Source organism: Bacteroidota bacterium (assembly GCA_020402865.1).
Taxonomy (GTDB): domain Bacteria; phylum Bacteroidota; class Bacteroidia; order Palsa-965; family Palsa-965.
On record JADBYT010000011.1, the window covers coordinates 99206 to 125746 of the forward strand.

23 protein-coding genes are annotated in these 26541 nt (G+C 48.3%); 10 read left to right on the forward strand and 13 right to left on the reverse strand.

The window, feature by feature from the left end:
- The first annotated feature begins 18 nt into the window (after positions 1 to 18).
- Together IM638_09735 and IM638_09740 are read left to right on the forward strand one after the other, a co-directional pair.
- The gene (locus IM638_09735; GenBank protein MCA6363308.1) at positions 19 to 1248 is read left to right on the forward strand and encodes a 4-hydroxy-3-methylbut-2-enyl diphosphate reductase; all 1230 of its coding nucleotides are present in this window, start codon (positions 19 to 21) and stop codon (positions 1246 to 1248) included.
- 64 nt (positions 1249 to 1312) lie between these two features.
- Positions 1313 to 1984: a YiiX family permuted papain-like enzyme gene (locus tag IM638_09740; protein ID MCA6363309.1), complete on the forward strand. Its 672-nt coding sequence runs from the start codon at positions 1313 to 1315 to the stop codon at positions 1982 to 1984.
- A 47-nt stretch (positions 1985 to 2031) separates the two neighbouring features.
- Here the strand turns inward: IM638_09740 and IM638_09745 are convergent, their stop codons facing one another.
- The 8 genes from IM638_09745 to IM638_09780 form a co-directional block, all read right to left on the reverse strand.
- Entirely contained in the window at positions 2032 to 2469 is a 438-nt protein-coding gene (locus IM638_09745; protein ID MCA6363310.1) for a DUF1801 domain-containing protein, read from the reverse strand.
- Positions 2466 to 2849 carry a VOC family protein gene (locus IM638_09750; GenBank protein MCA6363311.1) on the reverse strand — a complete coding sequence of 128 codons (384 nt, stop codon included), beginning with the start codon at positions 2847 to 2849 and terminating at the stop codon, positions 2466 to 2468. The genes IM638_09745 and IM638_09750 overlap by 4 nt, the downstream gene beginning before the upstream one ends.
- 218 nt (positions 2850 to 3067) lie before the next feature.
- Complete coding sequence (locus tag IM638_09755) at positions 3068 to 4972, reverse strand: hypothetical protein (GenBank protein MCA6363312.1); 1905 nt, start codon at positions 4970 to 4972, stop codon at positions 3068 to 3070.
- On the reverse strand, positions 4969 to 5292 hold the full coding sequence (locus IM638_09760) for a hypothetical protein (GenBank protein MCA6363313.1): 324 nt from the start codon (positions 5290 to 5292) through the stop codon (positions 4969 to 4971). Before IM638_09760 ends, IM638_09755 begins: the two co-directional genes overlap by 4 nt.
- Positions 5293 to 5311: 19 nt before the next feature.
- Positions 5312 to 5626: a hypothetical protein gene (locus IM638_09765; GenBank protein MCA6363314.1), complete on the reverse strand. Its 315-nt coding sequence runs from the start codon at positions 5624 to 5626 to the stop codon at positions 5312 to 5314.
- 277 nt (positions 5627 to 5903) lie between these two features.
- Entirely contained in the window at positions 5904 to 6431 is a 528-nt protein-coding gene (locus IM638_09770) for a helix-turn-helix transcriptional regulator (GenBank protein ID MCA6363315.1), read from the reverse strand.
- 81 nt (positions 6432 to 6512) lie between these two features.
- Positions 6513 to 7028 carry a hypothetical protein gene (locus tag IM638_09775; protein ID MCA6363316.1) on the reverse strand — a complete coding sequence of 172 codons (516 nt, stop codon included), beginning with the start codon at positions 7026 to 7028 and terminating at the stop codon, positions 6513 to 6515.
- 172 nt (positions 7029 to 7200) lie between these two features.
- Positions 7201 to 9228, reverse strand: a complete 2028-nt coding sequence (locus IM638_09780) for a DEAD/DEAH box helicase (protein ID MCA6363317.1) — start codon at positions 9226 to 9228, stop codon at positions 7201 to 7203.
- A gap of 170 nt (positions 9229 to 9398) precedes the next feature.
- Between IM638_09780 and IM638_09785 the strand changes: the two genes are divergently transcribed.
- Both IM638_09785 and IM638_09790 read left to right on the forward strand, forming a co-directional pair.
- Complete coding sequence (locus tag IM638_09785; GenBank protein ID MCA6363318.1) at positions 9399 to 9914, forward strand: hypothetical protein; 516 nt, start codon at positions 9399 to 9401, stop codon at positions 9912 to 9914.
- 1 nt (position 9915) lies between these two features.
- Entirely contained in the window at positions 9916 to 10356 is a 441-nt protein-coding gene (locus tag IM638_09790) for a hypothetical protein (GenBank protein ID MCA6363319.1), read from the forward strand.
- 1 nt (position 10357) lies between these two features.
- Here IM638_09790 and IM638_09795 read toward each other — a convergent pair whose 3' ends face one another.
- Positions 10358 to 11056 (reverse strand): (d)CMP kinase, encoded by a 699-nt coding sequence (locus IM638_09795; protein ID MCA6363320.1) that lies wholly within the window; start codon positions 11054 to 11056, stop codon positions 10358 to 10360.
- Positions 11057 to 11170: 114 nt separating this feature from the next.
- Here IM638_09795 and IM638_09800 point away from each other — a divergent pair, with 114 nt between their 5' ends.
- On the forward strand, positions 11171 to 11809 hold the full coding sequence (locus tag IM638_09800; protein ID MCA6363321.1) for a carboxymuconolactone decarboxylase family protein: 639 nt from the start codon (positions 11171 to 11173) through the stop codon (positions 11807 to 11809).
- Positions 11810 to 11871: 62 nt separating this feature from the next.
- Here the strand turns inward: IM638_09800 and IM638_09805 are convergent, their stop codons facing one another.
- From IM638_09805 to IM638_09815, 3 genes are all read right to left on the reverse strand, one after another.
- The gene (locus tag IM638_09805; protein MCA6363322.1) at positions 11872 to 12330 is read right to left on the reverse strand and encodes a DUF4395 domain-containing protein; all 459 of its coding nucleotides are present in this window, start codon (positions 12328 to 12330) and stop codon (positions 11872 to 11874) included.
- A gap of 159 nt (positions 12331 to 12489) precedes the next feature.
- The gene (locus IM638_09810) at positions 12490 to 17133 is read right to left on the reverse strand and encodes a hypothetical protein (GenBank protein MCA6363323.1); all 4644 of its coding nucleotides are present in this window, start codon (positions 17131 to 17133) and stop codon (positions 12490 to 12492) included.
- A gap of 208 nt (positions 17134 to 17341) precedes the next feature.
- On the reverse strand, positions 17342 to 18214 hold the full coding sequence (locus tag IM638_09815) for a bifunctional 5,10-methylene-tetrahydrofolate dehydrogenase/5,10-methylene-tetrahydrofolate cyclohydrolase (GenBank protein MCA6363324.1): 873 nt from the start codon (positions 18212 to 18214) through the stop codon (positions 17342 to 17344).
- Between the two features lie 187 nt (positions 18215 to 18401).
- Between IM638_09815 and IM638_09820 the strand changes: the two genes are divergently transcribed.
- On the forward strand, positions 18402 to 19211 hold the full coding sequence (locus tag IM638_09820) for a TerC family protein (protein ID MCA6363325.1): 810 nt from the start codon (positions 18402 to 18404) through the stop codon (positions 19209 to 19211).
- Positions 19212 to 19329: 118 nt separating this feature from the next.
- On the opposite strand, the gene ffh is transcribed toward IM638_09820, so the two are convergent.
- Positions 19330 to 20664: a signal recognition particle protein gene (gene ffh, locus IM638_09825; protein MCA6363326.1), complete on the reverse strand. Its 1335-nt coding sequence runs from the start codon at positions 20662 to 20664 to the stop codon at positions 19330 to 19332.
- A gap of 172 nt (positions 20665 to 20836) precedes the next feature.
- On the opposite strand from ffh, the gene IM638_09830 reads away from it, so the two are divergent.
- From IM638_09830 to IM638_09845, 4 genes are read left to right on the forward strand one after another with little or no spacing between them, the layout of a single operon-like run.
- Positions 20837 to 22498, forward strand: a complete 1662-nt coding sequence (locus IM638_09830; GenBank protein ID MCA6363327.1) for a hypothetical protein — start codon at positions 20837 to 20839, stop codon at positions 22496 to 22498.
- A complete protein-coding gene (locus tag IM638_09835; protein ID MCA6363328.1) occupies positions 22495 to 23145 on the forward strand; it encodes a hypothetical protein in 651 nt (216 codons plus the stop codon). Before IM638_09830 ends, IM638_09835 begins: the two co-directional genes overlap by 4 nt.
- A 13-nt stretch (positions 23146 to 23158) precedes the next feature.
- The gene (locus tag IM638_09840) at positions 23159 to 25495 is read left to right on the forward strand and encodes a M48 family metalloprotease (protein ID MCA6363329.1); all 2337 of its coding nucleotides are present in this window, start codon (positions 23159 to 23161) and stop codon (positions 25493 to 25495) included.
- Positions 25492 to 26325 (forward strand): hypothetical protein, encoded by an 834-nt coding sequence (locus IM638_09845; protein ID MCA6363330.1) that lies wholly within the window; start codon positions 25492 to 25494, stop codon positions 26323 to 26325. The genes IM638_09840 and IM638_09845 overlap by 4 nt, the downstream gene beginning before the upstream one ends.
- Positions 26326 to 26541: the final 216 nt, after the last annotated feature.

Genomic DNA, 26541 nt, shown 5'->3' on the forward strand with positions numbered 1-26541 from the left:
GTTTTACCTTTGTAAACGATGAAAAACTTCAACATCCCGGAATTTTACCGCAGTCCGGTTATCGACCGGGTAAAAGCCCTGCGCAATACCCGCGATCCGCGCCGCAAAGACAATACGCCCGGCATACTCGATTTTGGTTCGGTGCAGATTGCCATTGCGCGGCATTTCGGTTTTTGCTACGGGGTGAAAAATGCGGTGGAAATTGCTTTCCGGGCGGTTGACGAAAATCCGGGCAAGCGCGTGTTTCTGCTCAGCGAAATGATTCATAACCCCGAAGTAAACCGCGACCTGGTGAGCCGTGGCGTGAATTTTCTGATGAGCACCGACGGAAAAGAGCTTGTGCCTTTTTCCGGACTCACGCCAAACGATGTGGTGGTGATTCCGGCTTTCGGCACCACGCTGCACATTGAAGAACGCCTGCGCGAAATTGGCATTGCACCTGAGAAATACGATACCACCTGTCCGTTTGTGGAGAAAGTATGGAAACGCTCGTCGGAACTTGGCGGCTCGTCGTACACCAACATCATACACGGCAAGCCCGGCCACGAAGAAACCCGCGCCACTTTTTCGCGCGCAGCTTCGCACGGACCGGCCATTGTGGTAAAAGACATACACGAAGCGCAAAAGCTGGGCGCATTTATTCTCGGCCAGCTTACACGCGCCGAATTCGATGCGCTTTTTGGCAACCGCGTAAGCGAGGGCTTCAATCCCGATACCGATTTGCAGCGCGTGGGCGTAATCAACCAAACCACCATGCTGGCCACCGATACGCAGGAAATTGCCGACTACTTCAAACAAATTATGACGCAGCGTTTCGGGCAGGCCGACGAGAAGCAGCATTTTGCCGATACGCGCGACACACTCTGCTACGCCACCAACGAAAATCAGGATGCCACCTACGGCCTGCTGAACTGGAATGCCGACGTGGCACTGGTGATTGGCGGCTACAACAGCTCGAATACCTCGCACCTGGTGGAACTCTGCGAGCGCAGGTTTGCCACGTATTTCATCAAAGACGAAACGGAAATACAAAGCGCAGCCGCCATCGCCCACTTCGACCTGCACACGCACAGCATGCGCCACACCGAAAACTGGCTGCCGCAGGGAAATCCGGCCCGCATCATCATTACCAGCGGTGCCTCCTGCCCCGACAGTATTGTGGAGCGGGTAATGAATAAAGTGCTCAGCTACTACGCCACCACCCGCACAGCCGAAGAAGCTCTGCAACTGCTCGAAACGGCGTTGTAATTCTTTCACCCTTTTTTGCACTTCTTGGCTTTTGTGGTTTTGACAAGGCTGCTATCTTGTCCGCATGAAAAAGGGATTCTGGTTTTTGCTGCTTTCGCTTACGGCACTCGGACTGTTTGCATTTCAACTCCAACGCAGCATTCAGGTAAGCAGCATTGAAAAAAAAGCCGCTGTCACCGACAGCAATTACCACAACGGCGATCTTATTTTTCAAAGTTCAAATTCAGGGCAAAGCGCGGCGATTCAGCTGGCCACGCATTCCATTTATACGCATTGCGGCATTTTGTTTCAGGAAAACGGCAAGTGGATGGTGTATGAAGCTGTACAGCCCGTGCGCAAAATACCGGTTGAGCAATGGACCGCCAACGGACAAAACGGCTTTTACATCGTGCGCCGCCTCAAAAATGCCGATTCGTTGCTTACCGATACAAACGTAAAAGCCATGAAAGCCGCCGCCACCCAACGCCTCGGCCGCGATTACGATATTTATTTCAGCTGGGACGAAGAGCGCATGTATTGCTCCGAATTAGTGTGGAAAGTGTATCAGGAAGGTGCAAACGTGGAAGTGGGCACACGCAAACGCATGAAGGATTATGACCTTACTTCGCCCGTAGTGAAGAAAATTATGCGGCAGCGCTACGGCAACAAACCGCCGCTGAATGAGTACATGATTTCGCCGCAGGATGTGTTTGAGAGTGAATTGCTGGTGACGGTGAAAGAAGTGGGGAAGTTGTAACCGTCAAAGTCCGTTTGAACTGACAGCTTATTCCTCTTACTATTGAATTATTTCTTGATTTTCGAAATGGTTTTGCCTGCGGATTTTGAAGGCTTATCCATATCTTTTATAGAAAAATTAATGGCTTCCATAATAAGGGCCTTTACTTTTTCATTCCTGTAATCACCTTTTTTTTTCACATCAATATGCCGGATTAAATTACCCGTTCCGGTAAGTAATTTATGAGGGTCCTTCAGTAAAGTTCCTTTGTTGAATCCGAGATTGAGGTGGTTGGTGTAAATCGGCAGCATGCAAAACGCATCCGAGAGTTTTTCTGAAACAGAAAAAACAGCAGTGAGCGCATGGGTATGATAAAGAAGCTCATTGCTTTCGGGATGCAATTCTAAAATGTACTGTCTTAGATCGCAGAACAGATCAATAAGCGACTCATCCTTTTGTTTGAGCAGGTGCTGAAAATCGGGGTGGATTTCTCTGCTGCTTTTCATCGTACAGGCTTTTCATATTGCATTGCACATACAAGATTTCCTTCTGTATCCAAAAACTTAACAATCCAGCCTACATAAGGTATTGCGGTTTTGGGCATCACTATTTGTCCCCCGCAACCAATCACCTTTTCAATAATTTCATCCATATTTTCCACCGCGATGGTACATTCAAAGCCAATTACTTTTTCCTGCACGGGTGAATATGTTCTGGCTTGAAGTGCTCCGATCAATTCGCCATGTGCTGATTTATCGGCTTTGATTTGCAGAAAATCACGCTGTCCGTATGAATTAAAGCCCCAGTCAAAGACGCCTTCATAGAACGATCTGGCCCGTTCAATATCATCGATATGTATGGCAAAATGAGCTAATTTGTTTGACATGTGAATGACGTATTGAGTGTATAAAGATTGTCCGATCTAGGAATTTCCATCAGGCAAACCCGATGGAATCAAAACGGATACAAGTAAATATAGAAAATTGAACCTATGCAGAATAAATAAAATCTTTCGGGATGAACAGAGATCATAATCCCGAATAGTATCTCCGGGCGTATGATTGAAACAACAAGCGCTATTTGTATCTGAAATAATATATCTGGTTACCGGTAAGGCCGCACCTGCTTAAAATACAACACCTCGCCATCAAACTTAAATTCAATATCCCACACCGCATTTTTGTCGGTGTAAAACTCCTGCACGGCTGCCACGCTTTGCCGGAGTTTCAGTAACTGCGCATAGCTGAGCAGCGGGCCTTGCGGATGCAGGCTGCTGAAGCAAATGTATTTTGCGCTTACTTTATCGCTGAGCGGATTCATGTATTTGTTTTCGACAAGGATGAACTGCTCACATTGCACACTGTCGGGCGGGCTTACGGTAGATACATCGCCGAGTTGTGCGTTTACAACTATGCCGGGATAATCTTTGCGGTATATGTTTTTGGTGATGATGACACCGTTTACTTCTTCATCGGGAAAATTGCGGTGTGCAAGAATGCTCATGGCGGCGGTGCTTTCGTCGATACCGGCGAAGCGGCGTTCCTGATAGGCGCGGTAGTTGTACATTCCGGCCCACACTTTCAGGATGGCTTTATCAAGCGGCTTTTTTGCGTTGCCGGGCTGGCCGGTTTTGCTTTCGTAGAGGCCGGCACCGCTGAAACTGGCAAGATCTTCGGCATTGCTGCTGCTGCGGAAACGGTAGCTGCTGCCGCAATTGTTTTTACGTATTTGCAGTTCCACATCGCGCAGCAAGGCAGGCGAAACGGGAGTGCGTAAAATGGCTTCGCGGATTTGCCTGAGCAGCTCATTCATTTTTTCGGTTTCGTTGAGCGGACAGGCTTCAAGTTGGATCAGCAGAGGTGCTACGTTGGCGTTTTGCAGATGCTGGCGGTAGAAGTAAAACGGAATTACAAACGCGCCCTGCGGAATCTGAAACAGGCCTTTGTGCGTTTCTGCGATGCGCTGCAAATCGCTGAGTCCTTTTGCTTTGGTGCCGATATCAGCATTACTCAGGCTGCTGCACTGTGCAAGCGGAATGAGTTTTTGCAGCGAAGTGTGAAGAGGCAAAGCTATTTTCTTTGGCAGTGTGCCTAATGTGTTGCCGGGCAAAGCAGGCGTAATCCAGAGCGAATCAGGCGTAACGTTAAGCTGCACATACTGCCCGTTAAGTTTTTCAAAACGCGCATCGCTGAACACATTCTGCAAATAAGCTGAAGGCATATTCTTATTGTGACTCAGCACCTGAATATGACTGAGCGGCGTTTGAAAACAATCGCTGACTACCGCTTTGCACAACGGAATTTCAGCTGGTGAACCTTTTACCACCAGAATATCATCGGGCAACACAGAAAGGAATTGCGCCTTCAGATCGTTGCAAAGCACAAGCCGCCCGGTACAACTGCCCGGCTGAATAAGCTGGTAGCTGAGTCCGGCATTGAGCGCATTGGGCGTAAGCGTGCGTATAGAAGGATGGGATGAAAAATAGCTGTGCGTAGTGTTGCTGTTAAGCAGTAAATAAAGATTATCCGCAAACAATTTACTCGCACTCACCTTGCGGTACATCTCCGCAATCTGCACACTGTCTATTTCATCGGTACTGCTGAACTCAAGCACATACTGATTGGTGCGGCGCAAATAGTTGATGTTGGCCAGATAATAATTACGCGCACTCCCATAGTTTTCGACATTGAAAATAGCCAGCCCGAGATTATAGCCAAGCACCTTGCTGCAAAAATCGAAATGCAGCCGGTACATGTGCGAATTGATGAAGTAAATTTCCTTACGCTTCAGATCATACACTGCTTTCACACTCGTCACCGCTGGATAAGCCTCATCAAGCGGCGCACCTTCGAAAGCAGCAAACTCCTCGTGCGAATCAATTGCATTCAGGTAAGCCGTTTTATTCGCGGCCACTGCCGAAGTACCTTTGAAATGAAGGTATAGCTGCACACCCGCAAACAAAGCAGAGAGCGAAATAAACAGCGTAATGATCCATTTCAGTGTACTCATTTGCGTTTACGGATAATGACGAACACAAAAAACAAAATCATCGGAATAAGCAAAAATCCATACAATGGTCTGTTCACTCCCATCATTAACGGCACAATAAACATGGGTGAATAAAGTACAATTGCAGTAGTACGAAGCCATTGCTTTTGTACAAAAAAGGAAATTATTCCCAGTACATGAGCTAAAATGAACCATATTAATAGTACAAATAGTCCAATTATAATTGCATCGGGGATAAGTCCGCCTTTAGGAAAGCCGGCAAAACAAGGCATTGCCGAAATCAGCAGCAAAAGTAATGTAAGCCTGATTTTTGTTGACATGCTTATTGAGTTAAGTAGCTTATTTCTTTTGCCTGATTATTAAGAACACAAAAAACAGAATGGGCGGAATTGCCAGTAAAGCCAACGGAAGATAAAGAAATCCCAACAGCAGCGGAACAAGCAACACTGGCCCGTAAAGTAAACCGGCAATTACTCTCACCCACAGCGTACGTGTAATAAAGCCAATTATGCCCAGCACGTGCGCCAGAATAAACCAGATTAATGCTCCCCAGAGCAACTCGTCGGGTATCAGATCGCCTTTTATTCCTCCGGCAAAACAGGGAATGGTAATACCAACAAGTAAAAAAAGCGTAAGGGTTAGTTTCTTTGTCATAACGGGGTTTTGAGCAAAGATGAAACTGTTTCGGCAAACGGGTATTAATTGGGGTGATAAATTTTGTTAAGTATGCTTTGACATGCTTAACAATGTTGTCCGCTTAACTGCAAAAAAAGCGGCATTCCCCTTACGAAAAATGCCGCCTGAATTATCTCAAAAAAACTTACCACTTCTTCTTTTTGGCACCGCCGGCCGATTTTTTGCCGCCGTGCGTTATTCGATTCAATAAGTGTTCGTATCAGGAGCAGCATTTAAAAAAGGCGGCAAGTTCAAATCATAAACTCAATTCAAGTTTATTTTTCACAAAACGGGCTTCTTTTTTCCTGATTTCGATGTTGTTTTCAAGCTCGTATTCTTGTTCCATACGAATAAGTTTGAACCAAAATAATGCAGGAAAAATATTATTGGAATGAATCTCAAGCCGGATAATAAACCGATCATTGGGCTTAACACGTCCATTGATAATCTGACTCAACTTTGTTTCATGGATATGTATTTCCTGCGCGAATTCTTTTTTCTTTTTATCAATGGTTTTCAAATACTCATTGAGAAAAAAAGTAAACGCTTTATCAGGAGTAAACTCATGCCCGTTAATATAATCTTCAATATGGTAGCGCAATTGCAGCAAACGGGATATCAAACGTTGATTATCGTTTGATTCAATCATTTTCTTTTTTCGAAACGCAAGAAATTCCTTCTCTGCACTTTCTTTTTGCGCTTTGGTTAGTTCGGAAGGTAATATGTAAGCTTCGGCAATTGCTGAAGCTGTATGCTTACCTGTATTACTTTTTTGTTTCATCATTTCTCAACTTTTTTTCGACCAACGAATCTACTTCGTGTGTTGCAAAAATTAATCTGTATCAATATTTATCGAAAAAGCATGCTACTCATCATCAAAATATTCATTTTCTCCCTGAACAATATCTTCCATTTCCAGGTATTCATAAATCAGTGAAATTGCTTCGTCCTGTTCTATTGCACATACCTGACTTTTTCCAATCTGTATCATTCTGTATTTCGTTACATAATGCCGAATCAGTCTTGTTTTTGCAACCAGTTTAACCCATCCGTCAAATCCCCGTTTGATTGACAACCTACAGGCCCAGGCAATTAAACAACCAGCAATTCCATCTATTTTTTTTTCTGCCCCTACGTTCGGTTTCCCGGTTTCAAGTAATCGAATTTGAACTGCAAAGGATTCTGGAGAATTTACAACAGACATTAACCCCAGAATTTCTGCAGTATCTGTTCTGGACAGTTTATAAATTTCATATTTTGCTTCTTCTCTCCATTTAAATTCAAACGCTCTATTTCCTCTCAGCTCTTTAAGTTCTTTAGCACTTAATAATGTGATTTCTCCCGGAATAAATTCATTGGTTGCTAAATCTATTAATCGCATCGCCGCCTAAAATTACCCCACTAATTTACTAAATTAATAAACCTTATTTACAAAATAAATAAAAAATAAAACATATCATTATCAACCACTTACCTCAAAACGACCTGAATAAAAACAAAAAAAGCGGCATTCCTCTTACGAAAAATGCCGCCTGAATTATCTCAAAAAAAACTTACCACTTCTTTTTTTTGGCACCGCCGGCCGACTTTTTGCCGCCGTGCGTTTTGCCTCCGTCCATCAGCTTGCGCCAGTCGCCGCTGTCGCCTTCTTCTTTGCTTTTGCCGGCGCCGAAGCCTTTTCCTACGGGTTTGCTGTCTTTTTTATCGCCCCAGCTTTTGCCCCAGCTTTTCTCGGTTTTGCCCGAGCCTGTTTTGCTGAAACCACTGCTGCTGCCACCGCTCTTGCGATCGCCGAAACGGCTGCTGCGGTCGTCGTCGCGGCTTTTGCCGTAGGCCGATTTACGCTCGGTACCGAAGTCTTTGCGTGGCGGACGTTCGCTGCCGAAGTCTTTGCGGCGGGGTTTGCGTTCGCCACCGTCGTCGTCGCTGCCACCGTCGAAGCTGCGGTCTTCTTTATTTTCGGCTACGTTTACACGCACCTTTCGGCCGCGGTAGGCGTAACGGTCAAACGCCTTCACCACCGAATCAGGGTCGAGGGCAATGGTTTGCACGAACGAGAAATTATGTTTGAGTTCGATGCGGCCGATGTGATCGCGGCCCACATTGAGCTGATCACAAAGGATGCGCAGGAATTCGCCGGGATCAATGCCATCCATGCGGCCGAGGCTGAAGAAGAACGTGTGGCGGGCACCGTCCATCTCGCGGCGCGGCTCGCGCTCCATACGTTCGCCACGTTCGCCTTTCTGGCCACGCACGGGTGCGTTGAGGTCGGGCGCTTTGGCGTAGTCTGTAAGCAGACGGCTGAACTGCATGCCCACAATGCGCGACACAAGTTCTTCGCGGCTCAGGCCTTCAAGCTCTTCGAGCACCACAGGCAAATGTTCGCCAATGAGGCTTTCGTCCACTTCCGCATCGCGGAGTTTGGCGGCAAATGCCTTAAGTTGGGCCGCAGCCACATCGGCAGCTGTAGGCACGGGCATGTGCGGAATGGGTTTGCCCATAAGGCGCTCCAGCTGACGCAGTTTGCCGGTTTCCTTCATGTTGAGCAGCACAATGGACGAGCCGCTGCGGCCCGCGCGGCCTGTGCGGCCCGAACGGTGTGTATAGCTCTCCACCTCATCAGGCAACTGATAGTGGAATACGTGCGTAATTTCATCCACGTCGATGCCGCGTGCAGCCACGTCGGTAGCCACCAGCAGCTGCAGCGCACGGCCGCGGAAACGTTTCATTACATGGTCGCGCTGGGCCTGCGAAAGATCACCGTGCAGCGAGTCGGCCGTGTAGCCGTCGCGGATCAGGTGATCGGCCACTTCCTGTGTTTCCATACGTGTGCGGCAAAACACAATGCCATACACACCCGGATTGGCATCCACCAGACGACGAAGCGCCAGGTAACGGTCGCGGGCATGTACCACGCAATGGAAGTGACTGATCAGTCCATCGCCTTTTTGTACACCCTGCACTTTTACCGTTTGCGGATTTGTCATATACCGGCCCACAATGCGCGACACGCCCGCAGGCATGGTGGCAGAGAAAAGCCAGGTACGTTTTTCGGCCGGTGTTTCGGCCAGAATGGTGTCGAGATCATCGCGGAAGCCCATGTCGAGCATCTCGTCGGCCTCGTCGAGCACGGCAAAACGTACATCGCCCAGCTTAAGCGCACCGCGCTCAATAAGATCGAGCACGCGGCCGGGAGTGCCTACAATAATGTGTGTGCCATAGCGGAGTTCCTTAATCTGCACACTGATGCTTGAGCCGCCATATACAGGCGTAATGCGCAAACCGTCGAGATTTACCGCAAACTTTTTAAGGTCTTCGGTAATCTGCAAACAGAGTTCGCGTGTGGGGCAAAGCACAATGGCTTGCGGCACACGGTCGGCAAGATCAATATGGTGAAGAAGAGGAAGACCGAAAGCGGCGGTTTTACCTGTTCCTGTGCGTGCCAGTCCGATAAAGTCGGATTCTGCAGCAAGGAGGAGCGGAATAGCCTGCTCCTGAATGGGGGTGGGCTGTGTAAAACCGAGTTCGGCTACAGCAGCGGCGAGTTCGGGCTTAAGGCCCAGCTCTGAAAATAATGACATTAGAACGTGAATCAGGGCGCAAAGGTACGCTTTTTAATCTGATATTCTGCATGTTATCCGTATCATCGGGCAAACTTCCGACCAATTGCGGGTTTTACCGGTTGAATGGTTTCTGGTTAAATCAGCGTGTGTCAATGCATTCGGCCATGTCGAACACTTATCTTTGCGGCATGAAAATATTTTTTGCTGCTGCTGTTTTTTTGCTGCTTCACGCCTGCGCTTCTCCTTCCTCCCCTCCAAACCAAGATCGCGATTCAACACCCGTTGCGCCGGCTGCACCTGCTGTTAAAACAGTCACTATTGCCAATACAGGACTTAGTATTGATATTCCTTCCGACATGGAACTAAGCATTGCTCAGGATACCGCGTATGTATTTGCCAATATTTTCCCCAAAGACAAAAACCAGCATGATATTCTGGAAGTTTCACTCTATCTGGGACCAGCACCCAACCGCGATGTTCCAACGCAGAAACATACACGCAGCGAGTTGCAGGGATCATTACTTGGGCGCACGGTAAACTGGGTTACCTACTCTACTACGAACTGGCAGCATCAGGAAGTAATTATTGATTACGATACCAAAAAGAAGCAATACCTGCACGTATGGTGTAATGGCCGTAATGCCGATGAACTTACGCGCGCAATGAATGTTATAAAAACACTGCGCGAAGAACCTGCCAAGTAATATGAGCCACACCGAACGTAACCGCCTTCTGCTGTTTACAGCCCTTCTTCTTATCCAGCCCTTGCTGGGCATGTTGTTCAGCCCCGAAGCATTTGATGGATTTGCAGCGCGCATGCAGGTATATGCACACCTTACCATTAAACCATTGCCCAGCGACATGCCGCTGAGTTCGGCGATGGGGCCGGTACTGGCTTTGCTGGTGCTGCTCTGCGGTGTGGCCGGCATTGTACAGTTGCTGTGGCGCGGTAAAACACCCTTACTGCGCGCACTCTATATATTTACGTTCATCTGGATTTTGCTGCGTGGCGGGCTGTATCTCATTATTCTCCCCGGCAGCGATGCACGTTTGCCGCTGCTTGCGGGGCTGGCTGCACTAACTGTGTGGGGATGGCTGAGTATGAAAGCCGGTAATCCGATGTTTCGCAGCAAACGCGGGGCGTAAATTACTCCTGCACTTCCAGCTTCATATCTTTCATCAGCTTCAATACAAAATCAAGCTGCTGTTCGCGGTTCAGCTCGCTGTTGTCGAGCACAACTGCATCGGGCGCCTGTGTAAGGGGATTTTCCTTGCGGTGCGAATCCTCATAATCGCGCATAAGCAGGTTCTGGCGCACATCGTCTAAACTTACCGGCTGGCCTTTGGCGCGCAGCTCGTCCACACGGCGCTGCACACGTACATCCACATCGGCTGTCATAAACAGTTTCAGTTCGGCATCCGGGAACACGTTGGTGCCAATATCGCGACCGTCCATCACCACACCTTTATCAGCGCCCATACTGCGTTGCAGGGCAACCATGCGGCGGCGCACTTCTTTAATTTTCGAAACGGGGCTCACCAGATTCGATACTTCGAGGGTACGGATCTGTTTCTCCACGTTTTCGCCATTGAGAAAAGTATCCGATGAGCGTGAAGCCGGGTTAAACTGAAACGTGAGGTGGATATGATCGAGCGAGCGCACAATTTCGTCTTCTACAAAAGCGCCGTCTTTAATAATACCGTGTTGAAGGCAGTAAAGAGTCACTGCGCGGTACATGGCACCCGAATCCACATAATTATAGCCTAAACGGGCAGCAAGCGCACGGGCTACTGTGCTTTTTCCGCACGATGAAAATCCGTCTATGGCTATGGTAATACGTTTCATGAATTCCGGTGCTGCAAGTTTACCAATTCCGGGGCGGTTTGCAAAGCAAGTTTAATTATGTTCGTTTGTGAATTTGTGTTATACTAGGCATCATATTATCCAATCAGCCATAAAATGAGTCACAGTAACCAATTTGGAGCACGCACATCGGCAACGCCGTATATCCTTACCGAAAACACCATGCCCGGCATTGTGTCGTTGTTATTTTACAAAACATCAACCGGCAAGGCATTGTCAAACCTGGCTGAAACGCTGCTGTTGGGGCCCTCGCCGCTGAGCAGTGCCGACCGTGAGTTTATTGCCTCGTATGTTTCCTGGCTCAACCGCTGCGATTTTTGTCATACCTCGCATTCTGCTGCAGCTGTTTGTCACAGCGCCGAAAACAGTACACATATTGAAGCCTACAAAAAAGATCCGGAGCAGATGCAGATCAGCACCAAGCTCAAAGCCTTGCTCAAAATTGCGGCACAGGTGCAACAAAGCGGGCGAAACGTAGAACCCGAACACATTGAAAACGCCCGTAAAGCCGGTGCAACCGATGAAGAGCTGCACGATACCGTACTCATTGCCGCCGCCTTTTGTATGTATAACCGTTATGTGGACGGACTAAACACACCACTGCCCGAAAGCCGCGACGAGTACAAGGAAATGGGCGAACGCATGCGAAAAGGATATAAACTGCCGCCATTTTTTATCCGCTGGTTTATCCGCCGCAGTGAGCGTAAAAAAGCCCTGGCACTGAGTCGAACATAAAAAACGAGGGAAGCCCGAAAGCTTCCCTCTTCTGTTGTTGCATACAAACAGAATCAACTAATCTACCTTAAAAAAATGCGTATGTTTTTCAGCTGCTCCTGCAGCATATAGATTTTACATCCCACGCAAAAACCCGCCACCGATTCGAGTACGGCACAGGCCACCAGCATACCGCCGGTTAATGCAGTGAGAAAAAAATAATCGGAAAAAAGCAGTACACCGATAACCATACTGAATAACATGCCCAAACCAGCCGCAAAGCGTTTCGGACCAGCATTTACCGGCACCGGCTGCTGACCGAGTGCATTGGAAATTTTTAAAGACAGAAAACGGAGCAGGCTGTACTGCGGGAAAGAAAATGCACGTACTGCAAAATCAAACGCCAGAAAAAACATTATCCACGGTTCAACAATAAATAACGACACGGCGGTAAGTGATACCACAAACGCGGCAATTATTCGCAACACGCGCTCATTTACGGTATCTGAATGTACAGGGCAATATTGGGCTGAAGAATCCATGGGTTTGATTTAACGAATGCAAATATATATAATTCCTATTATTATTATAGGATTATTAGAAATACAAAGATAACTAACTGGAAATGAATAAATAAAAGTGTCGAAAGCAAAAAAAGCGCACTTCCATAATGGAAGTGCGCTTTACTCAATGAAGGAAAATTACTGGCGGATAATCAGCATTTTCCGTGTGGCAATAATTTTACCGTCAATTACCAGTGAGTAGAAGTACACGCCTGAAGGCAATGTACCGCTGCTGAACTGTACTTTGTTGAAGCCTGTTTGCATGGAAATATTCTCCACTTCATCACCAACGGCATTCATCACTTTCAGTTGTGCGGAGCTGGCGTTATCGGCCACTTTGCAGTTAATAACTGTCATGTCTGAATACGGGTTGGGCATATTATCGAGGAGGATGCTTTCGAGCGGGCCGGCTGAGGGGAAGAGGCGTGCTTCTTCGTTAATCGGCTCCACATGGCGCTCGTAGGCTTTGCCTTTTACGAGATGCAGAATGAGTTGTGCCGAGAGTTGCTGGTAGCAGTTTACCGAAGCCACTTCTTCGAGCACCGAGAGCTGTGCGTCAGTAGCAAGGAACCAGTTACCGCCATTTTGCTTCACCGCCGACACAACCTCGTAATAACGCTGTCCGGCCGGTTCGGGATAGTTTGAAATTTTACGGGCAGCATCGTTGTAGCGGCCCAGTGCCAGACAGGCTTCAATGGCCAGTGCCTGATCTTCGAGTGTTTCGCTGGCTTCCCAGAGCGGAAGCTGCAGCAGCAGACCGGCTGCGGGATCAGTAAGTGCTTTTTCGATGTCGCCCGGAGGCGGGCAGCTTCCGGCCACACCGCATGAGGCCATGGCAATGGTTGACGAGTAGTTGGTGGGCACACTTCCGCTGCCGGCATAATATGCAAAACTGTTTATTGGCGAATAAATATGCCCGAATGCGCCCACCGGTGCGGCAAACGTATTTTTCACAGGTGCAGTACAGCCCGCACCCTGATCGGCAATGCTGCCCGATACAGTAGGACATACCACTATCTGATAGGTGGCCACCGTGTTAAAGGTATTGCACTTTATTTGCAAGCCCGACGCCGCCGAACCATTATTGCCCTGCGCCTGCACGCACACGTACATATTGCCGATTGTGTTGTAGCTGATTTCGTTTGAAACCGAGTTCAGGCAGTTGTCGGCAATTACACCATACGTATTTTGCGGTGTGGCCGAAATGCCGGTAGCACTGTTTTGCGAAACTAAAAACGAAGTGGCATTGTTCATGCGGATGCCCCAGGTCGCATCACTAAAATTGGTAGTGGCTGCATTAGGCAGCTGATCTATCGTATTTCCGTTTACCGCCGAACCGCTTGAGTAGTTGTATGTCACACTACGCTGTACGTTCCGGAAAAGTGAATTGTACACGTAAGCCGCCTTGGTTACACCTGAAGTGAAATCGGCCTGTACGCCTTTGGTAAGGCCTTCAAATTCACTGCTTGCAATAACAGACGGGGGGAAAGAGAAATTGAACTGATCGTTCACAGTAAAAATGGCATCGAAACCCGTTACTCCTGTCCCCCGGTTATTGATGGAGTAAGAAGCCGTTGCGGTGTTTCTGAATTTACATCCCTGCACATTCACTCCTTTTAAATCCAGCATCGAAATGTGTGTGGTGGGAAGCACAGCAGCATCATTTAAAATACGGTTGGTTTCAAATACCGTATTCTTGAAATACGAATAGTTATTCGGCTCCGGCGATCCGGGCGCATGATAGGTAAGCATTTGTACCGAACGCCTGTTGTTGTAGAAAAATGCGTTTATAGTTTGTACAATGCCGCCTGTAAATGCCCAGTCCCAGCTTGTATTGGCATTTTTAATGGTAGTAATGGCTTCGTACGCATTTTCGATGGTGCCGTTGTTTACTACTACTTTACCTTGCGCTCCGGCTGTGTTTTGAGCGGCAGTGCTTGTTCCCCACACTTCAATTCCATACCACATATCGCCGCAGGCGTTGGTAATTTTGCCACCGGAATTTACATTCAGTGTGGCACCACGCTCAACGATGATACGCTTGTTTTTACTCATGTAAAGCGTTCCTGTAACGGTAAGCGTGGCACCGGGCTTCACGGTTATGTCGGTACCAATATACTTGTGCCCTGTCCAGGTGGTGGTTGCAGTTACATCGTATGAATTAATAGCCGGCAGCGGCGATTCCCAGATACCTCGTCCGTTGGTGGATACCCGAATCATGTTCTTACAGTTCTGAATTTCCAGATTGGTTACCATAACCACCGGAAGCTGATTACTGAAACATTCCCAAAGTGCCGTTGTGGCATTATAGCGGTAAACACCAAAATCGGTCCCGATATACACTTCATCATTCGAACCATTCCGGTAAACCATCGAAATTACCGGACATGCAGGAAGTGAGTTATTGGTAATATCAGTCCAGTTTACACCACCGTTTACCGAACGCAGTACACGGTTTACACCGGCATACAAACCAGGAGCCGTGCTGCTTTGCGCCCAGTAGCCATTCATTCCCACATACACTTCATCGGCATTAAATGCATCGGTAGTAATACTTGTAACCGCCGACCAGCTCAGCACCGACATGGCCGTTGCGCCTACATCAGTCCACGTAGTTCCGCCATCAACCGATTTGTAAAAACGTCCGGCAGTACTTGAACCATTCCATGTGGGGCCTCCTCTTGATACATAAATTGTATTTGAGTTTGCCGTAGCCACATGTATGGCATTGATGGCATCGCCGTTTGCGGGAAATCCGGTGAGGATTGTCCATGTAGTGCCAAAATCAGTAGAGCGTGCAAGCACACAATTTGCCGGAGAAGTTTGGCTGAATGCGGCATAAATTGTGGCCGGCGCATTGGGATCGCTCACCACCGGCAAATTCCCGTTTGTAGTGCCCGAAGGAGCCGGACGGCTGCTGTAACAACCTGCCCCCGTATTGGTTGCACCACCTACGGAGCCGGCATTTGAGCAACCGTAGTAATTATTGGTCAGCGGATTAATTGTTCCCTGCCAACCGTCGTAATTCGATTTCTGCCGCCACACGTTCGAGGCCCATTCAAAAGTGCCGTTATCCTGTGTACCACCCACAAGTAAACCGTAGTTTGATTCAGATCCGCTGAAATCATAAAACTGATTGATGGCTAATCCGGCACCATTCATATTCACCCAGTTGGCAGAAGTGTAGTTGTGAAGCGTGGTGGGGCTGCATACGGATTTGCCCACACCTCCGTCGCTTCCGATTATTACCACGTCATTTCCTGCGCTGGTGCTTACTACCATGTGGCGGATATCGGCGTGTGTGTTTGAATTGGGCAGACATGCCGAGGTAGCCCAGTATTGCGACATTTGCAGCCAGTTTGCACTTGTGAAGGTGTTGGATGCCGTGAGATTAATGTCATAAACCGTTGTTCCTGCCAGATACATGCGGCTTGCATTGATTTTCGAAAACTCCATTTCAAGCTTCCAGTAACCTGCACCAAGCTGGAATACGCCGTTTGCATTCATCGTGCCCACACTTGCAGTAAGCAGCGAAGGAGGGTTAATCCGTTTTACAGTAACCGGATTACCGCCCACATTTTCGTCGGCATAAGCCACGTAAAAATCGGTTGTATTTCCGGGCTGCACGGCGGCGCAAATGCGTGTGGCAAATTGTCCGCTGCCAATTACTGTTGAAGTAATATCGGTAAACGAACCGGCAGAACCACCGGAGCCTGAGTAAAAAGCTTTGGCGGGATCAAAATTAAAAGCTCCCCATGCCGAACGGCTTGTGCATACGATAATTCGTGAGTTACTTACTCCGCCCGACCCGTTGATGATGTCAATATCACGGAATGTCCATACAAATCCCTGAGAGGTTGGCGGAGCCGTAATATCAAGCACCACGGTCCACGTGGGTGTGGCGGCGTTGGCGTTGGATGTGCGGAATATACGCCCGCCGGCAAGCACATACATGGTATTTGCATCCTGCGGATGAATAAGCACTTTAGTAACGCCGCCTGTCATTGCCACGCCGTTATCGTAGCTGGCAAGCGAGAGTATTTCTGTCCATGTGGTGCCGCCGTCGGTAGTACGCATAAGACCGAAACCGTATTGCCCGCCTGCACTGAAAGGCACACCATTATTAATTGCACCGATAAAAATGGTTGTGGGTGTGGTGGGATGTACTGCGATGGAAGATATACCGATACAGGGCATACGGCTTGGGTCGGTAAGACAGGCCCAAGAAGCGCCGTTGTTTACGGTTTTAAACAATCCGCCACCTGATGCACCGGCCAGTACTTCGCTGGGGTTTGCGGGATTTACATAAACGGCCGTAACCATACCCATAATGGGATTTGAGTATGTTGCGGGGCCCACAAGACTCCATGCACCAAGCGATGCCGAGGTACAAATGTTTGGAGCGCCCTGTACGGTTGGATTTGAATTATCACCAATGCGTACTGACGGATTGTTTGCAGCCATTGCGCGCGCATACATGCCTGTATTGGCAAGCTCGCCGGGCGTGGCCCCGGTGCAGTTCATGCGGTCTTTCCAGTACCAGTCCCATTGTGCAAAGAAAATTTCTTCCGGATTTTCAGCCATGCCCTCGGCATGGTTGCGGCGTAACTGCCGCTCCCAGGGCTTTTCCGATTGTTCAACCCGGAGCAGATACTTTTCGCGCAAGTCGTAATAGTTGGGGGCCGGACCTGCCGGCGAGGCACTCTGTCCTTTCAGCAAAAAAGACAAAGCAATGCCAGGAACGAGCAGCGAGGCTGCCCGCATCAGCTTGGTAGTTTTCATGGTGTGCGGTATAAGTGATTTAGGTGTGACCAATATATCACCTACATTTAGCCATTTACAAGTATTTACACCAGATCTGTTGATAAGTCATTAATTCCTGATATCTGTCAGTATGAAAAATGAACGTTCAGGAAAAATCATTAAACAAAAAATATGGAAAAGGATGTTCCGGAGAGAAACACCTTTTATGAAATGACAATCAGGGCTATTATTTCTGCTGTGCAGCCAGTAATGTGTTTTGCAGCAGGCCGGTAATGGTCATTGGCCCTACACCGCCGGGCACGGGTGTAATCCAGCTGCACTTGGGTGCCACATTTGCAAAATCCACATCACCATGCAGGCGGAATCCGCTTTTGGTGTCAGGGGCTGTGACCCGTGTGGTGCCCACATCAATTACAACTGCGCCTTCCTTCACCATATCGGCTTTAAGGAAATGGGGAATACCAAGTGCAGCCACGATGATGTCGGCGCTGCGGGTAATTTCGGCCAGATTTTGGGTGCGGCTGTGGCAGAGTGTAACGGTGCAGTTTCCGGGTTCGGCATTGCGTGCCAGCAGCATGCTTACCGGCGAACCCACAATGTGGCTGCGCCCGATAACCACACAATGCTTGCCGGAGGTTTTGATCTGGCAGCGTTGCAATAGCTGCAGAATGCCGTACGGTGTGGCGGGCAGAAAACAAGGCAAATTAAGCGCCATGCGCCCCACGTTTACCGGATGAAAACCGTCCACATCCTTGCGCGGATCAATAGTCTCAATTACTTTTTGTGAGTCAATGTGTTTGGGAAGCGGAAGCTGCACAATGAAGCCGTCAATTTCAGGATTTTGATTAAGCAGATGAACCTGTTCAAGCAATTGGCCTTCGGTTACGGTATCTTCCAGTCGAATCAGTGTGGAGCGATAACCAATGCGTTCGCAGGCGGCTACTTTGGCATTTACATACGTTACGCTACCGCCATCGTTACCCACCAGTATGGCAGCCAGATGCGGACGGCGAAGACCGGCTGCCACGCGGCGTTGTACTTCCTGTGCAAGTTCGTTTTGAATGGTAAGTGCAATCTGTTTGCCGTCTATAAGCTGCATACTTGGTTGATCGTGGTGGTTGGGCAGCAAAGATCACTATTTCCGGCCGAAACAGAGGTGGAGTTCCCGGCGAGTTTTACCGGTTTTTCCAACAGTTTGTTTTATTAAATCAGGGTTAATATCCCTGCTGTTTAAACAAAACCCGCTTCAGTGAGTTTACTTTGCATACCATTTCCAATTACCACTCATGGATATTCCTGATTTTACTTCCTCTGGCGTCTGGATAAGTCTGTTTACGCTCACTTTTCTGGAAATAGTACTTGGTGTGGACAACATCATTTTCATTTCCATTGTTACCGATAAACTTCCCCAGCACCAGCAGCGCCGGGCCCGGAATCTTGGGCTTACGCTTGCGCTGGTAATGCGTGTAATGCTGCTGTTTGCCATAACGTGGATGCTTCAACTGAAGGAACCTGTGTTTACGCTTTCATTTATGGAAGAGCCTAATTCGCCGGGAACACCTATTGGCATCAGCTGGAAGGATATTATTCTCATTGCCGGCGGTTTGTTTCTGCTGGCCAAAAGCACACTCGAAATTCACCGTAAACTCGAAAAATCAAAATCGCACGGAGCACAAGGCAAGTATGCCACTTTTACAGCCGTACTTGTTCAGGTAGTGCTTGTGGATATGGTGTTTAGTGTGGACAGCATTCTTACTGCCATTGGCTTAGTGGAGAATGTATTAATTATGATTATTGCTGTTGTGGCCAGTATGGGTGTAATGCTTGCATTTGCCGGTGCAATTACCCGTTTTATAAACCGTCATCCGGCTATGCAGATTCTGGCACTTGCTTTCCTTGTGGCTATTGGCCTGGTGCTTATTGCCAATGGCTTCCACCAGAATTTCAATAAGGGATATATCTACAGTGGTATGGCCTTTGCGCTGGTGGTGGAAATGATTAATATACGTATGCGGCGAAATAATGAATCGGTAAAACTGAATACGCAGGGGGTGGATGTGGAGAAGGAAATAGATGAAATGGAGGGCAAGACGTAACTGTCCTTTCTCGACTGCGCTCGGAAGGACAGCGGCTTTGTGTGTTTTAACTGACTAAGGCAAAAGTTGAATGCACTGTCCTTTATCGGCTGCGCTCGGAAGGACAGTGCATTAGTTATCAGCGGCGCATTTTAGGCATATTGCGCATCATCTTCGCCATCTGCCCCTTATCACTCATCATGCGCATCATTTTGCGGGTATCTTCAAACTGTTTGATGAGGCGGTTAACTTCCTGAATGGTGGTGCCGCTGCCTTTAGCGATACGCTGACGGCGGTTACCGTTTAGAATTTCAGGATGCTCACGCTCTTCAGGTGTCATCGACTGGATAATTGCTTCGATGCTTTTGAAAGCATTGTCGTCGATATCCACATCTTTCAGTGCTTTGCCCACGCCGGGAATCATGCCCATGAGATCTTTGATGTTGCCCATCTTTTTGATCTGCTGAAGCTGGCCGAGGAAGTCGTTGAAGCTGAATTTGTTTTTGGCAATACGATCCTGCAGGCGTTTGGCTTCCTGCGCATCAAACTGCTCCTGAGCACGCTCCACAAGTGTTACCACGTCGCCCATGCCCAGAATACGGTCGGCCATACGCTCGGGGTAAAACACATCAAGCGCTTCCATTTTTTCGCCGGTACCTACAAACTTGATGGGTTTGTTGACTACCGATTTGATGGAAAGCGCCGCACCGCCGCGTGTATCGCCATCGAGCTTGGTAAGAATTACACCGTCGAAATCAAGGCGGTCGTTGAAGGCTTTGGCTGTATTCACCGCATCCTGACCGGTCATTGAATCCACCACAAACAGAATTTCGTGGGGCTGCACGGCGGCTTTCACGGCTGCAATCTCGTTCATCATCGCCTCGTCCACAGCCAAACGGCCGGCGGTGTCGATGATTACTACGGAATGGTTGTTTTTCTTGGCGTGTTCAATACCGCGTTTGGCAATAGCCACCGGATCTTTCACGTCGGGTTCGGCATACACTTCCACGCCAATCTGCTCGCCCAGCACTTTCAGCTGGTCAATAGCCGCCGGGCGGTAAACGTCGCCCGCCACAAGCAGCGGACTTTTGCCGCGTTTGGTTTTGAGCCAGTTGGCTAATTTGCCCGAGAACGTGGTTTTACCCGAACCCTGCAAACCCGACATAAGAATAACGGTAGGGCTGCCACCGAGTTTGATGTCGGTTTTCTCGCCCCCCATAAGGTCTTTCAGCTCATCATGGGTAATTTTAATGAGCAGCTGCCCCGGCGACACGGCCGTGAGCACGTTCAGGCCCATCGCTTTTTGCTTTACCTCATCGGTAAATTTTTTGGCTACCGGATAACTTACGTCAGCATCCAGAAGGGCTTTGCGCACTTCTTTAAGCGTTTCGGCCACGTTAATCTCGGTAATTTTACCGTCGCCTTTAAGTACTTTAAACGCTCTGTCGAGCTTATCGGAGAGATTTTCAAACATCTTACGTCAAATTCAGAAGGAGTGCAAAGGTAAGAAACGGCTTTGGTTTTGGAAACTGCCGCAAATTCACCTTTGCCACTTACCAAATTTCCCCAATAACAGCCGGTAAAAACCGTTATTTTTGTCTAAACGCAATTCACCCCTGAATTGCTCCTTCACTTATAAAAATTATATGCAGCGTTTCACATTCCCGGCATCTTTTCTTACCCTTATTGCGGCTGTTGTTGTATCTGTTTCAGCCTTACAGGCGCAAAACCAGCCTCTGCCCGCTCCTACCAATAAAGTATCCATTTCAAACGGTCCTGAAATAGAAGCACGCCGCTCGAGTTTAAGCGGTGTGGCCGGTTTTGATGAAACGGGCTATTACATTGTGCGCAGGCAAAAAAAAGCACTCTACCTCGAACGCCTGAGCAAAAGCATGGCCATTGAACAATCGGTAAAAATTGAACCGCGTATCAGTTACAAGGGGTCAAAGGCTGCATTCAGCCAGTGCCGCATGTTTAACGGACACCTGTTTATGTTCTGGGTGGCTTCTGACCTGCGCACCTATACGCTTACCAATCTGGTGCAGGAAGTGGATAAGCAAACGCTTATGCCCGTGGGCAGTTTGCGGGAGCTGAATAAAATTGAATTCCCGGGCCGCCGTTCCATGAACCGGGCTATTGGGTATGGTGGCGTTTCATCGGTAGTGACTTCGGAAGACGAATCGAAAGTGATGCTTACCCGTCCGGAAGAGCGTGAAGAGGAAGATTCGCCCACCAGCAATGAAAAAATCATTATCGAAGTTTACGATGATCAGCTCAATAAACTCTGGGAAAAAACGGTTACCATTCCCCGGCCCCGCGATCAGTTTAACGTGCAGAGCATCCGTATCGAAAACGACGGTACCATCTACATCCGTGGAGCGGAATATCAGGAACGTGCTACGGCCCGCTCATCGCGCCGTTCGGGCAAACCTGATTTTGATTACTACATCTACCGCATTACCGAAAATGGCGGTGCGATGAAGGAAATTCCGGTAAATCTGGAAGGAAAATTTGTAACCGATGTGATAGCCACCACCGCCCTGAACGGCGATATTGTGCTGGCCGGTTTTTACTCTGAGCGCGGCACTTACAGCATCAAAGGTGTATTTTATCAGCGCATGAGTGGCAGCTCCGAACAAATGGTGGCCAGCCGTATGACCGAGTTCGACAAAGCGTTTATTACGCAATATGCCTCGCAGCGCGAAGTCAAACGCATTGAAAAACGCGAACGCCGTGGCGAGGAAGCGGAGCTGTTTGAGTTTGACATGGACAAGTTTCTGCTCCGCGCCGATGGCGGAGGAACGCTCGTTGCGGAACAATATTATATGTATGTGGAAACCATTACCACTCCCGGAGCCAACGGACAAACCACCACACGCACAATCTATCATTACATCTACAATGATATTCTGGTGCTCAATTTCAGTGCCGATGGTGAACTGGTGTGGAAATGTAAAATTCCCAAACGCCAGCACACCACCAACGATGGCGGCTACTATTCATCGTATGCGCTGATGGTGCAGGGCGACCGGTTGTTTTTTGTGTATAACGACAATCCGAACAACCTTACGCTGGAAGAAAACCAGGCGCCTGCCGACTTTAGCCGCAACCGTCGCGAGCTGGCTGTGGTGCTGGCCGAAGTGGATGCCGATGGGAAACTTACCCGCGAACTGCTTATTGCCACTGAGCGCGGCGATGTAATTGTGCGGCCCAAAGTATGTGAGCAAACCGGAGCCAATGAAATGCTGCTTTACAGCGAAAAGACATCGGTATTTCAGTTCAGCAAAGTAATTTTCAAAGCGCAATGAAAAAGCTATTTCCGGTAATTTGTTTTTGGGTATTGATGGTGTTGCCCCAACTGGCCGGAGCGCAGTTTATCACCGTGGGGGTATCTCCGGGCATTGGTATAGCCAACTACGGCCGCCGTTCGGGGCCACAGCAGGCACAGGTAAACAACCGTTTTTATCCGGGCATTGCCATAGAAGGCAATTATATACTGCAAGGTTTTCCGTTTCCCATTTCGGGCTATAATAGTTTTGGAATCGGCATTTATTCAGCCGGGCGCGATTCGTTTTCGTTGCAGGATGGTGCGGGCACGGGAGGCATACGCCGCATGCACATACGCGATTTTCAAATGCGTTACGGTTATGAGCTTCCGGCTGAAAACGAATTCTTTACCGCCTGGCTGGGCTGGAGTATCGGCTTCCGTTCCGGACGAAGTAAAATTACCGAAGCATGGAACAATCAGGGGCCGGTTGACCCGTCTTCCATAACCACCAGTCTTCGGGTACGTTCATTTACACTGGGCGTTCTGGCAGGTGCGATGTATGAATTTGAACACTTTTTCGTGTTTGCCCGTTATGAGTTTATGCTGAATCCGGCAAGCGCAATTTTTGGCAGCTATTCCCAGCATCAGTTTCATGCGGGCGTGTACTTGCCGGTATTTAATTTTTAATGCATAAGAACAGATGATGATTCGCAAGTTGTTTCTTGTAATGTTGCTTTCGGGCGCCTTGTTTCAAGCCCGGGCTCAGGAACTCACCGGGCCGGTAAATTTTTCGGTGTATCAGCCGCTGATTTGCCACGGCAGTATTCCGCAGGATATTCTGCTCAACACGCGTGAAAAGGTTGAGCGCGACATGAAACGCTCGTCGCGTAACAATCCGGCAACCACCAATTACGAGCGTGAGGAGTTTTTGCTCAAAAGCAATTACCTGCTTGATCAGCTCATGGTAAGTGGTAAAGTACTCTTTGGCGATACGGTAACTACGTATGTAAACAGTGTTGCCGACCGGCTGCTGGCCGATGAAGGCTCGTTGCGCCAGAAATTGCGCTTTTACTGCCTGCGTACCTCAGCGCCAAATTCGTTTGCCACTGAGCAGGGCATTATTTTCGTAAGCATCGGCATGATTGCCATGCTCGAAAACGAGGCACAACTGGCCTACATACTTGCCCGCGAAATTGCGCATTATGAAAAAAAGCACAATTCGAATTTCAACCTCACGTACGATCGTGTTTTTTCGCGCAATGAACGCGACCGGTATCAGAATGTGGAAGAAAGGCTGTTGTTGCTGGGCATGTATAATGCCGAAGAACAGGACCAAGCCGATATTGAAGGACTGAACCTGCTGCGCGAATCGGGCTACGACTGTGAAGCAGCGGCAGCGGCGCTTTACATGCTGCAATTTGGAAAACTCCCGTTTGAAGACCAGTATTTCAAACCCACCCTCCTTGAGCGGCCGGCTATGAAAATTCCCGCCCTGTATATGCCCGACAGTGTGCCCGCCTTCAACTACATGCAACTGAACAATTCAAACACCTATGCCGTGCAGCCGCGTCTGGCCGAGCGCCGTGCCGTGATTGAACGCAAAATTCAGCTGCTGGGCAACAACTGCGGCAACCGCAAGTTCGGCGATGATCTTGCCCATCATATCTACATGCGTAAAGTGTGCCGCTTTGAAACCGTACACTATCAGCTTACCGTGCGCGATTATGCCGGTGCTTTTATTAATGCACACACCCTGCTTGCTGCCGACAGCAACAACGCCTATCTCAAACTCTGCATTGGCAAAGCCTTGTATGGCATGACGAAATACAAAAATGCAGGCTCTTTCGGCTCGGTGGTTACTTCATCGCAAAAACGCGAAGGCCAGCAACAACGTGTGTATTCGCTGTTCAACAAACTCACGGCACCGCAATTGAACATGATAGCCCTGCGTTATTTGTTTGATCTGAACAAGGAACAACCCTCGGAATACCTGGCTTCGCTTGTGAATGACCTGACTGATGATCTGCTCGATAAACATAAAATAGTATTTACCGAGCTCTATGAACTAAAGCCTGTTACGCCTAAATCTGAAAACGACACTGTTGGACAGAACAAGCCGCAGCAAACTACCACAGGAGCCGAGGGGCAAACGTTCGTATCGAAGTACGAGAAACAGAAATTGCAACCCGCTAAACCAGCTACGGGTAAAGCTTCCGATAAGCCCGAAAACTCAAATTTTCATCTCTTTGCGTTTTTCGACATTATCAAAGATGCCGATGTGCAAAAACTGTTTGATGATGCTGCCGCTCGGGTAATTTACGAACAACAGCGCCGCGAGAAAGAAGCCGACCGTTTCAACCGCATGAGCCCCTACGAACAACGCCGCGAAATGCAGCGCCGCCGTCAGGCTAAATCAACCAATGCGGCACTGGGCGTAAACTCAGTGGTGGTAGTGGATCCGTTTTACTTTTATGCCGACGACCGTCGCGGACTGAAACTCATGAAATCAGAGGATCTTCGCCTGAAGTTTTGCGAGTCGATAGAAGAAACGGCCGGCGAAGCCAACCTCAAGGCCGAACTGCTTAACCCAAAATCGTTCACCGCCCGCGATGTGGATAAGTACAATGATCTCGCCGCAATAAACGACTGGCTGGGCGAACGCATGTCGCACGATAATGCCTTGAATATTATTCCGGTTGAAAGTGATGCGGCGCGCTCGGCAAGTACAAAATATAAAGCCGAACATATTTACATTACCGGCGTACTCACCTACAAACAGGTACGAGAAAATCGTGGCGCTGTACTGCTTTATTCACTGATTTTTTACCCGATGCTGCCTTTTGGTATAGCCTACGCCCTTACGCCCGAGCATGATACATATTACTATTCCATGGTTTACAACATCAACACCGGCGAAGAACGTATGAAACGGGTGGTGCATCTACATTCCAACGCACGAAACGGTTTCATTGTATCACAGATGTATGATACCATGTTGCAGATAAAAACCAAACCTGCCAGAAAAGCCCGCCAATGAAACGCCTTATCCTCTTTCTTGCTCTCCTCGGTTCGTTGCCTGCGCTTGCACAGAAAACACCTGTGCCGGGTTTCCTTGGCAAACGTTTTTATGTGGGCGTAAATGCCAGCACATTCCTGCACTTTCAGCGCAATGAGGAAGATGTGGTACAGTTCGACAACTTTCCGCTCAACACCCGTTTCTCCTACAAAACAGAAGCTACGATGAGCTATGTGCTCAACCGTAAAATTTCAACCGGACTCACGGTCACCTACGCAGAACAAAAAGCCTATTTCGGTATTCTTTCGGCAATGGTCATCAACGCACCTCCGCCAATTCCTACCGACACGTTTGTAGCCAATGTGAGGCCGATAAGTCCGAATACTGAATTTGGCAGGGTGCAATATTCCTTTTACTCCGTTCAGGCACACATTAAAATTTTCAGACGTAATTTTATTGCCCCTGCAGGCCGCTACCACTATTTTGCAGCAGGCATATTGCGATACCAGCCTGTAACACTGGAAAAAGGCCAAATACAGCTTAAACTTACCGATAGCCTCTATAGTTCAATACCTGCGTTCACCCAACCACTAAAGAACAATGGCGCGTACACAACTTTCCGCTTAACCTATGCCATGGGCCGTATTACTCCGCTCAACAAGTTCATTTTTCTTAATACCTCATTTGGCATTAATCTTCACCTCGGCGGCGATTACAGAAAAGTAATTATTGACTCGGCATTCAATTCAGTGACCACTATTCAGGATGCAGTAATTACTGGCTTATATCAAAATCTTACACGCCACAATACCTTTGAGGTTAAAGTGGGATTAGGATTTTATGCGTTCTGATAGCTTACCCGGGGTTGATTTTTTACGATGTTTATTCACTGACCTAAGCCAACCGGCACTTAATCGCATTTAAGTGCCGGTTCATATTTATAATTTGAGGCTTTATCGGCACCTGTTTCGATTTAAATAGTAAAATATTATTTTTGCAACAGCGTTAAGTAAGCTGTTTATACAGAATATTTATTATTCCGAATACACTGTATTCATCAGCTGCCC

Bases quoted from the DNA above. Each gene is read 5' to 3' on its own strand.
- IM638_09800 (MCA6363321.1), top strand. From the start codon at position 11,171: ATGAGTCACAGTAACCAATTTGGAGCACGCACATCGGCAACGCCGTAT.
- IM638_09765 (MCA6363314.1), bottom strand. From the start codon at position 5,626: ATGACAAAGAAACTAACCCTTACGCTTTTTTTACTTGTTGGTATTACC.
- IM638_09810 (MCA6363323.1), bottom strand. From the start codon at position 17,133: ATGAAAACTACCAAGCTGATGCGGGCAGCCTCGCTGCTCGTTCCTGGC.
- IM638_09760 (MCA6363313.1), bottom strand. From the start codon at position 5,292: ATGTCAACAAAAATCAGGCTTACATTACTTTTGCTGCTGATTTCGGCA.
- IM638_09775 (MCA6363316.1), bottom strand. From the start codon at position 7,028: ATGCGATTAATAGATTTAGCAACCAATGAATTTATTCCGGGAGAAATC.
- IM638_09780 (MCA6363317.1), bottom strand. From the start codon at position 9,228: ATGTCATTATTTTCAGAGCTGGGCCTTAAGCCCGAACTCGCCGCTGCT.
- IM638_09830 (MCA6363327.1), top strand. From the start codon at position 20,837: ATGCAGCGTTTCACATTCCCGGCATCTTTTCTTACCCTTATTGCGGCT.
- IM638_09805 (MCA6363322.1), bottom strand. From the start codon at position 12,330: ATGGATTCTTCAGCCCAATATTGCCCTGTACATTCAGATACCGTAAAT.
- IM638_09755 (MCA6363312.1), bottom strand. From the start codon at position 4,972: ATGAGTACACTGAAATGGATCATTACGCTGTTTATTTCGCTCTCTGCT.
- IM638_09820 (MCA6363325.1), top strand. From the start codon at position 18,402: ATGGATATTCCTGATTTTACTTCCTCTGGCGTCTGGATAAGTCTGTTT.
- ffh (MCA6363326.1), bottom strand. From the start codon at position 20,664: ATGTTTGAAAATCTCTCCGATAAGCTCGACAGAGCGTTTAAAGTACTT.
- IM638_09840 (MCA6363329.1), top strand. From the start codon at position 23,159: ATGATGATTCGCAAGTTGTTTCTTGTAATGTTGCTTTCGGGCGCCTTG.
- IM638_09845 (MCA6363330.1), top strand. From the start codon at position 25,492: ATGAAACGCCTTATCCTCTTTCTTGCTCTCCTCGGTTCGTTGCCTGCG.
- IM638_09740 (MCA6363309.1), top strand. From the start codon at position 1,313: ATGAAAAAGGGATTCTGGTTTTTGCTGCTTTCGCTTACGGCACTCGGA.
- IM638_09795 (MCA6363320.1), bottom strand. From the start codon at position 11,056: ATGAAACGTATTACCATAGCCATAGACGGATTTTCATCGTGCGGAAAA.
- IM638_09815 (MCA6363324.1), bottom strand. From the start codon at position 18,214: ATGCAGCTTATAGACGGCAAACAGATTGCACTTACCATTCAAAACGAA.
- IM638_09770 (MCA6363315.1), bottom strand. From the start codon at position 6,431: ATGATGAAACAAAAAAGTAATACAGGTAAGCATACAGCTTCAGCAATT.
- IM638_09745 (MCA6363310.1), bottom strand. From the start codon at position 2,469: ATGAAAAGCAGCAGAGAAATCCACCCCGATTTTCAGCACCTGCTCAAA.
- IM638_09790 (MCA6363319.1), top strand. From the start codon at position 9,916: ATGAGCCACACCGAACGTAACCGCCTTCTGCTGTTTACAGCCCTTCTT.
- IM638_09835 (MCA6363328.1), top strand. From the start codon at position 22,495: ATGAAAAAGCTATTTCCGGTAATTTGTTTTTGGGTATTGATGGTGTTG.
- IM638_09785 (MCA6363318.1), top strand. From the start codon at position 9,399: ATGAAAATATTTTTTGCTGCTGCTGTTTTTTTGCTGCTTCACGCCTGC.
- IM638_09750 (MCA6363311.1), bottom strand. From the start codon at position 2,849: ATGTCAAACAAATTAGCTCATTTTGCCATACATATCGATGATATTGAA.
- IM638_09735 (MCA6363308.1), top strand. From the start codon at position 19: ATGAAAAACTTCAACATCCCGGAATTTTACCGCAGTCCGGTTATCGAC.